At 47.3% G+C, this 8,671-nt stretch carries 7 protein-coding genes; 3 read left to right on the top strand and 4 right to left on the bottom strand.

The genetic code is table 11. The features are described 5' to 3' along the window. Positions 1-143 precede the first annotated feature (143 nt). Positions 144-821, bottom strand: coding sequence for a winged helix-turn-helix domain-containing protein (locus tag ACFO8Q_RS09085; protein WP_380025455.1), 678 nt, complete (start codon positions 819-821; stop codon positions 144-146). Positions 822-1,179: 358 nt separating this feature from the next. Here ACFO8Q_RS09085 and ACFO8Q_RS09080 point away from each other — a divergent pair, with 358 nt between their 5' ends. The 3 genes from ACFO8Q_RS09080 (at position 1,180) to ACFO8Q_RS09070 (ending at position 3,749) form a co-directional block, all read left to right on the top strand. Then, positions 1,180-1,947, top strand: coding sequence for an ABC transporter ATP-binding protein (locus ACFO8Q_RS09080; RefSeq protein WP_380025454.1), 768 nt, complete (start codon positions 1,180-1,182; stop codon positions 1,945-1,947). Next, a complete protein-coding gene (locus ACFO8Q_RS09075) occupies positions 1,937-2,728 on the top strand; it encodes an ABC transporter permease (protein ID WP_380025453.1) in 792 nt (263 codons plus the stop codon). The genes ACFO8Q_RS09080 and ACFO8Q_RS09075 overlap by 11 nt, the downstream gene beginning before the upstream one ends. 100 nt (positions 2,729-2,828) lie before the next feature. Beyond that, positions 2,829-3,749, top strand: a complete 921-nt coding sequence (locus ACFO8Q_RS09070) for a DMT family transporter (RefSeq protein WP_380025452.1) — start codon at positions 2,829-2,831, stop codon at positions 3,747-3,749. A gap of 46 nt (positions 3,750-3,795) precedes the next feature. Here the strand turns inward: ACFO8Q_RS09070 and yihA are convergent, their stop codons facing one another. From yihA to lonB, 3 genes are all read right to left on the bottom strand, one after another. Beyond that, positions 3,796-4,425 (bottom strand): ribosome biogenesis GTP-binding protein YihA/YsxC, encoded by a 630-nt coding sequence (yihA, locus tag ACFO8Q_RS09065; protein ID WP_380025451.1) that lies wholly within the window; start codon positions 4,423-4,425, stop codon positions 3,796-3,798. Next, positions 4,422-6,746 carry an endopeptidase La gene (gene lon, locus ACFO8Q_RS09060; RefSeq protein ID WP_380025450.1) on the bottom strand — a complete coding sequence of 775 codons (2,325 nt, stop codon included), beginning with the start codon at positions 6,744-6,746 and terminating at the stop codon, positions 4,422-4,424. Before lon ends, yihA begins: the two co-directional genes overlap by 4 nt. 151 nt (positions 6,747-6,897) lie before the next feature. Next, a complete protein-coding gene (gene lonB / locus ACFO8Q_RS09055; protein ID WP_380025456.1) occupies positions 6,898-8,616 on the bottom strand; it encodes an ATP-dependent protease LonB in 1,719 nt (572 codons plus the stop codon). Between the last annotated feature and the right edge of the window lie 55 nt (positions 8,617-8,671).

The following is an 8,671-nucleotide window of genomic DNA, read 5'->3' as shown; positions in this document are numbered from 1 at the left end:
TTCCTGTTTTCACAGGTGGGGGAAAATTAAATGAGCGAATGGCGGAATTTTCAGTTGACAAATACAAACGACTACAAAAAAACATTCAGGTTGCTCATGAATTTTCTTTCTGATTGGTGATTTTTTCTGATGAATGATAATAGTTAAACCTTTTCATCAAAAAACCGAAGTACAAATCCCCCTTCGCCCTTCTTATGAGTAAGTAATATTTTGGGATCATTGGGGTTACATTCGAGCTTTTCCCTTAATTTTCGAATATAATGATAGAGATTACTAAAACTGACTTCGTATTCTCCTGTCCAAACCAAATCTAAAAGCTCTTTTGCAGTAATCGGTGTTCCCATCCGTTGAACCAATACGTATAGCAATTGAAACTCCCTGTTCGTTAGGGGATACATCTCGTTTTCGCGAATAATACTCCTCTGAATAGTATCAAAATACACATTTTGTTCCAAAGCGATCACGTTGCCGGTAAAGTAACCGGATTGTTTGAGACTTAAGGTATGTAACACTTCAATCAAAGGTTCTGCCAACTGAATAGTTGCCTGTTGCCGTGCCACTATCCGACCCGAATCTGATTGGTCTGAACTCAAAATCAAGATCGGCTTGTATGTTCCTTCTAAAAGTTCTCTCCAATACGTGAAGTCATCCTCTGTCGGATTTGGGAAATCCAACACGACTGCTAAACATTCTTGCTCATGTAACATTGATTGAACCGAATCCCGACAAGTCATGTGAACCACATCAACCTCATGATCCTTTAGAATCCTCTTTACAAGAGCAACTTGATTTTGATTCTCTGACACAAATATCAACTTCAAAAAATACTTCCCCCCAAACAAATTTCACTTGTAAACAGAAAAAAGGTCTGGAATAACGCAATTGAGGTCGTTTTGTATATTCGTGTGCGGTCTGAAGCAAGCTTGCTAATTAGAGGTAATTAGTAAAAAAATTTTTATGGAGTTAAATGATCCACAACACATTATATCACTTAACCCAAGGATAGAATACATATATTGTAAAAAAACTAAAAAAGGACCTTCCCAACGAAGGTCCAAAAAGGAGAGGAGAAATATGGGTTTCGTTACTATCCTCTCCTGATCGCAACCGTTTCATACACCCTTTTCTGGGCTTTTTCATATTCTGCTATAAGCCCAAGAATTCAGGAGGAATGCTGAAATGACGGCAGCGATCACATTCAAAAATGTAACAAAGAAATACCTGTCTTTGTCGGGTGAAACGACGGCGGTGGACCGATTTCATTGTACAATCCCGGAAGGCGAATTTGTCGGGATCGTGGGCCCGAGCGGCTGCGGCAAGAGCACTCTGCTGTCCATGCTGGCCGGACTTTTTCCACCCACCGGCGGGGAGATCCTTCTCTTCCATGAACCGGTAACAGGCCCCTCTCCTGTAATCGGGTATATGCTGCAGCAGGATTACCTGCTTCCATGGCGTACCATCCTCGACAATGTTTGGATTGGTCTGGAAATTCGGGGGCAAAAAACAACCGAACAAATTGAATACGCCAAGAGCTTGTTGTACGAAATGGGACTTGAAGGTACTGAACAAAAATATCCCCATCAGTTGTCCGGAGGTATGCGTCAGCGGGCATCTCTTGTACGCACACTGGCAGTTCGCCCGAAAATTCTCCTGTTGGATGAGCCATTCTCGGCTCTGGACTATCAAATAAAACTGCAGTTAGAGGATTTGATCGCCCGTACTCTGCAGAAACACAAGATCACCTCCGTTTTGGTCACCCATGACCTCGGAGAAGCAATTGCCATGTGCGACCGTGTATTGGTAATGGCGAACCGTCCCGGACGCCTGAAAAATATCGTGAACGTCCCGGAGGAAATCCGTGCCTTGTCCCCGCTTGAAGCTCGTGAACACGTCGAGTTTCACAAACTATTCAGGAAGTTGTGGGGGGATCTGCAAAATGTCGAATGAATATGCCAAATTTTTAAGACAACAACGTCTTCTGAAACTGAAAATAACTGTAACACGGTGGGGATTGCTTGTTGCACTGCTGGCATTGTGGGAAGCGGCAGCCCGCCTGAATTGGATCAATCCGTTTATCTTTTCTTACCCATCAAAGATCTGGGAGTTATTTATAAAGATGACGCTCGATGGCAGTCTCCTGGATCATACTTGGATCACTATATGGGAAACGGTAGTTGGTTTTCTTATCGGCACAATTTCGGGAACATTGGTCGCGATCGTCATTTGGTGGTCGCCGTTCCTGGGAAAAGTGCTGGATCCGTACATCGTGGTGTTTAACTCGATGCCCAAAGTCGCGCTCGGCCCGATTTTTATAGTGACATTCGGTCAGGGGTATCTTTCGATTGTCATGATGGCTTTGGCCATCTCGATCGTCATTACCACCATCGTTGTCTACACTGCATTTAAAGAGGTGGACGCCAACATGATCAAAATGGTGAGCAGCTTTGGCGCGACAAGGCGTCAGGTGTTCCAGAAAGTAATCTTCCCGGCTGCCAGACCTGCCATACTGTCAACATTAAAGGTCAACGTCGGTCTCGCTTGGATTGGAGTCATCGTAGGAGAATTCCTGGTGGCAAAATCGGGTCTCGGCTATCTGATGATCTACGGATTTCAGGTGTTCAACTTGACGCTTGTGATGATGAGTTTGCTGCTCGTCTCCCTTCTCGCTACCTTTATGTACCAAGCTGTCGCCCTGCTGGAGAAACATTGGCAAACCTGGAGAGATTGAAAAGCGGTACACAAACTATTTTTTAAAACCGGGGTACACTGTACCCTGGTTTTCTTATATAATTGGAATATTATTTCATTTTCCAGCGGAGGTGCCTGGTTTGGCCAAAAAATCATTGGTTGCCGATTTGATTCTTTTGCTGGTGACCTTCTCCTGGGGAGCCACATTTGTTCTGGTAAAAGTTGCGATTGATACAATGCCTCCGTTTACTTTTCTAGCGATTCGCTTCGCGATTGCCGCGGCCCTTATCTTTTTAATCCTTCTTCTGTTCAAACGTGCTCATTTGCAAACAGACAAAGGGTTATTAAAAGCCGGTCTGGTACTCGGGTTCTGGCTGTTCGCGGGATACGCTTTTCAAACGTTCGGCCTGAAGTATACAACCGCTTCAAAAGCCGGTTTTATAACGGGATTATCGGTTGTACTCGTACCCTTGTTCTCTGTTTGGCTCCTTCGCATGAAGCTGAAACGCCCCACCATAATTGGCGTTATTACTGCGACCGCTGGGCTCGCCCTGCTCTCGCTCGATAAAGTGGAAGCGGCCGATTTTGGAGATGCTCTTATGTTTCTCTGCGCACTTTCTTACGCCATGCATATCCTGCTGATGGGCAAATACGCCCCTCGATTCAAAGCTCTGCCGCTTGCGATGTACCAGATTGCTGCAGTGGCCATCTTCAATTCAATCGGAGCTTTATTGGTTGAACCCTGGCAAAAAGCTTTTACAAAAGAGGTTCTCTTCAATCCAACCGTGGATGCCGCCATTGTCATCTGTGCCGTATTCGCCACCGCTCTCGCATTCGTAGCACAATCGCAATTTCAGAAGTTCACGACCCCTACTCGTACAGCCTTGATTTTTTCCACCGAACCTGTTTTTGCCGCGGTGACAGCCTATCTATGGGCAGATGAAAGATTAAGCGGACAGGCGGTACTAGGCTGTCTGTTCATTCTTTCCGGAATGTTATTTGCTGAACTTGGAGGAACCGACAAAGAAGAGGCCTCCAACGGGGCGAGCGCGCCGTATTGAAAGAACAACCCCCTTTTTCGAATAGGGAGTTGTTCTGCTATCCTTATCACTCTTCGTTGACTGCCGCTTCAGTATTCTCTTCATTCTCTTCCACCCGCAGATACGGCTCCAACAAACTCCATAATTCCTCTTTACCCTGACCGGTTTCGGATGAAAAAAGCACCATTGGAACATCTTTCGGAACCCGCAGCGCCTCACGAATGATTTTTTGATGCTTTGGCCACTGCCCTCGGGAGATTTTATCCGCTTTGGTAGTAACCACAATCCGCGGAATTCCGAAATGCCCGAGCCATTCAAACATATGAATATCCTCGTTGCTGGGAGGATGTCGCAGATCCACCAATTGGATCACGACTTTTAATTGATCCCGCTTGGATAAATACTGCTCGATAAACTTTGCCCACTGATCTTTTATTGATTTTGGAACTCGCGCAAACCCGTACCCGGGCAAGTCCACAAAATAAAAAGCCTGATTGATATGATAGAAGTTCAAGGTTTGTGTTTTCCCCGGTTTCGCCGATGTTCGGGCAAGGTTCTTCCGATTGATCAAACGATTGATCAAGGAAGACTTCCCGACATTCGAACGGCCCGCCAAAGCAATCTCCGGCTGATTTCCCTCCGGATACTGCTTCGGTCCGACCGCAGATATGATAAACTCTGACGAACGAATAATCATTCTCTCACCAACGCCTGTTCAAGCACTTGATCCACATGTTCGACCAGTACGATTTTCAGTTCCTTGCGGACGCTCTCCGGAATATCGTCAATGTCCTTACCGTTGTCCTTTGGCAGAAGCACCTTTTTAATTCCGGCGCGGTGTGCAGATAAGCATTTTTCTTTCACTCCGCCAATCGGCAATACTCGTCCACGCAGTGTAATTTCGCCGGTCATCGCCACTTCGCGGGATACCGGTATTCCCGTTAAAGCGGATACCAATGCGGTTGCCATCGAGATACCCGCAGACGGGCCGTCTTTGGGAATTGCTCCTTCGGGCACATGGATATGAATGTCATTCTTCTCATTAAAATCGGTCGGAATTTTAAGCTGCTCCGCACGGGAACGGATATAAGTGAAGGCCGCTTGGGCGCTTTCTTTCATTACATCGCCCAATTGTCCGGTCAGTGTCAGCTTGCCTTTGCCCGGTGCGATTGCAACTTCAATCGATAAGGTGTCGCCGCCGGTTTCCGTCCAAGCAAGTCCGGTCACCACCCCGACCTGGTCTTCCAGTTCCGCAAGACCAAAACGGAATTTGGGAGCTCCCAGGTAATTATTGAGATTCTTTGCCGTAATCGTCACACGCTTTTTCTCGCCGGCGACAATTTGTTTTGCGGTTTTCCGGCACAACGCCCCAATTTGACGTTCAAGATTGCGGACACCCGATTCGCGTGTATACTCACGGATCACCTTCAGAATCGTCTCATCGGACAAGCCCATTTTTTCCTTTGTCAAACCGTGTGCTTCCAATTGCTTCGGCAACAGATGGTTCTTCACAATGTGAAGTTTTTCGAGTTCCGTATATCCCGGGATATAAATCATTTCCATACGATCCAGCAGCGGTCGCGGGATGTTATGCATTACGTTGGCCGTGCAGATAAACATGACTTTGGAAAGGTCGTAGTTCAGCTCAATGTAATGGTCACTGAATGTGCTGTTTTGCTCCGGGTCCAATACTTCAAGCATGGCAGAGGAAGGATCCCCTCGAAAGTCGTTGGACATTTTATCGATTTCGTCCAGCAGGAACACCGGGTTGATTGTGCCGGCTGTCTTCATGCCTTGAATGATTCGTCCCGGGAGAGCCCCGATATAAGTTCTGCGATGACCGCGAATCTCCGCTTCATCCCGAACACCGCCAAGAGATACCCGAACAAACTTCCGGTTCAGGGAATTCGCAATGGATCGTGCAAGCGAAGTTTTTCCGACCCCGGGCGGTCCGACTAAACAAAGGATCGGCCCGCGAAGTTTGTTGACCAGTTTCTGAACGGCCAAATATTCGAGGATGCGTTCTTTTACTTTCTCGAGACCATAATGTTCATCATTCAGGATTTGTTCCGCCTTATTGATGTCAATCTCATCCGGAGTCGCTTCCGTCCATGGCAGTGACAGGATCCAATCGATATAAGTGCGGACAACAGATCCCTCTGCCGAAGTAGCCGGCATTTTTTCAAGGCGCTCGATTTCTTTTTCAACCTTCTCCTGGACCGCTTCCGGTAAAGTTAACTTGGCTAGCTTTTTCCGGAGCTCCTCCACCTCTCCTTGACGACCTTCTTTTTCCCCAAGTTCTTTTTGAATAGCCTTCATCTGTTCACGCAGGTAATACTCTTTCTGTGTTTTCTCCATCTGTTTGCGAACACGCTGATGTATCTTTCGTTCCAGTTCCAGAACTTCCCGTTCGTCGGAAAGAATCCGCATGAGAGTTTCCAAGCGGGTTTTTACATCAACCGCCTCTAAAATCGCCTGCTTGTCTTTAATTTTAAGAGTTAGATTGGAGGCGATCGCATCCGCGAGCCGGCCTGGTTCCTCAATATCGGTCACCGCAGCAACGGTCTCTTGATTCGCTTTCTTTGAAATCTTCACATACTGTTCAAATTGCTGAATGACAGCTCGCATCAATGCTTCAACTTCCGGATCGGTGTCTTCTTTTTCTTTGATCTCGAAAATGTCGACTTCATAATGATCGTCGGTTTCCGTATATTCTAAGACTTTGGCACGGGAAAGACCTTCCACCAATACGCGGATTGTTCCGTTAGGCAGCTTCAGCATTTGCTTCACCCGCGCGACCGTCCCCATCCTGAAAATGTCGTTCGGTTCCGGATCATCAATATTCGTCTCGGTTTGCGAAGCCAATACGATTAAATTCTCACCGACCATTGCCTTTTCCAAGGCACGAACCGATTTATCCCGACCAACGTCAAGATGAAGTACCATTGTGGGGTATACTAACAGCCCGCGAAGTGGCAAAAGTGGTAAATTTCGTTTTGGAAAGGGACTTGTACTCACCGGGTTTCACCTCTACAGGTTCATATTGCCAATTTAATATGGATTTCATTTTACCCTATTCATGTTATGGAATGCAATGAACTCAAGCACTAAAAAAGCAGGGAGCAACGTCCCTGCGATGCACCAATTTTCATCGGTTCACGAAACTGACCTACTTTTCGTGGAATTCATTTAGCGTCAACTTGCTGGATGGGCTGAGTGACGGCGATGCTGTCAAAATTCCGGGAGTTGGAGTGACAACCGGCACCCTTTCCACGTTCTCTTGAGCTGTTAGAGCTTGTTGAATCACCTGTTCAATATGATCCAAAGCTACTACCTGAATATCTTCAAAAGATCGGAAAATCTCCTGCCAGTTATCCCGCGGTATAAACACACGTTTGGCTCCCGCTTCCCGTGCAGCCTCAACTTTTGCTACCACACCGCCTACCGGCTTGACGTAACCCCGAATGGAAACTTCTCCTGTCATCGCGAGATAATTGTCTACCGGAATCCCCTTAATCGCCGAATAAATGGCGGTTGCCATCGTGACACCGGCTGATGGCCCGTCGATCGGAGTTCCCCCCGGGAAGTTCACATGAATATCGTAGTCAAACGGATTCACATCCATGGTTCGCTGTAATGCCGTCATTACATTTTCGATGGAACCTCGTGCCATACTCTTGCGTTTCATGACACGTTGACCGCCGCCAACTTCTTCTTCATCCACAACACCGGTAATGGTAAGACGTCCTTTGCCCGCCTCTCTGGCCTGCTGAGCGGTCACTTCAACCTCAAGGAGCATCCCCATATTCGGGCCATATACAGCAAGCCCGTTAACAACCCCGACTTGCGGCTGGGCTGGAACCCTTTTTTCGGGACGCGGCGAGATCTGGGAAGAATTGATCACCCATTCCACGTCTTCCGCCTTGATCTGATTGCGCCGTTCCGAGAGCGCAATGCCGGCTGAAATTTGAACAACATTCACCGCTTCCCGGCCGTTGGTCGCATATCTTTTAATTACATCCACTGCAACGTCCTCAATTGGGAACTGAATCTTTTGAGCCGCTTTTCTCACAATGGTTCCAATTTCTTCAGGAGTCAGAGAGCGGAAGAAGATCTCTACACAGCGGGAACGAATAGCTGGCGGAATTTCGTTCGGCGTGCGGGTGGTTGCACCCACCAGGCGAAAATCGGCCGGCAGCCCATTTTGGAAAATATCGTGAATATGACTGGGAATGTTGCTGTCCTCGGAACTGTAGTAGGCACTTTCCAAAAAAACCTTTCGGTCCTCGAGCACTTTTAACAGCTTATTCATCTGAATCGGGTGCAGTTCCCCAATTTCGTCTATAAACAGCATACCTCCGTGTGCTTTCGTTACCGCTCCGGCTTTCGGCTGAGGAATTCCGGCCATTCCCATTGCACCGGCACCTTGATAGATCGGATCGTGCACCGATCCGATCAAAGGATCGGCAATTCCCCGTTCGTCAAATCTTGCAGTTGTTGCATCCAGTTCAACAAACTTGGCTTCATTACTGAATGGAGACAATGGATTGTTTCTTGCTTCCTCCAATACCACGCGGGCGGCTGCGGTTTTCCCGACACCCGGTGGTCCGTAAATGAGCACATGCTGCGGATTGGGTCCACAAATCGCAGCCCGAAGGGCACGCAATCCCTCTTGTTGACCAACAATATCTTCCAAGGATGCGGGTCGTGTTTTCTCGGCCAACGGTTCCGTGAGCGATATGGTCCGCAATTTGCGAAGCTTTTCCAATTCCTTCTTTGATTCCCGTTCGACTGCGGATCTGTTGTTTTGCTGCGATTTCAACAAATTCCAAAAATAAAGTCCGATCACAACTGCAAAAAAGACTTGGATCAGACTGACAATCGTCATCACATTCAAAATGGCCCCCTCCTTGGTCCGCGACATTCTAGAAACTAGTATGTCC

This window comes from Effusibacillus consociatus, from assembly GCF_042652925.1.
GTDB lineage: Bacteria > Bacillota > Bacilli > Tumebacillales > Effusibacillaceae > Effusibacillus > Effusibacillus consociatus.
Note: the sequence above shows the minus strand (reverse complement) of the source record. Positions and strands in the feature narration are given on the sequence as shown.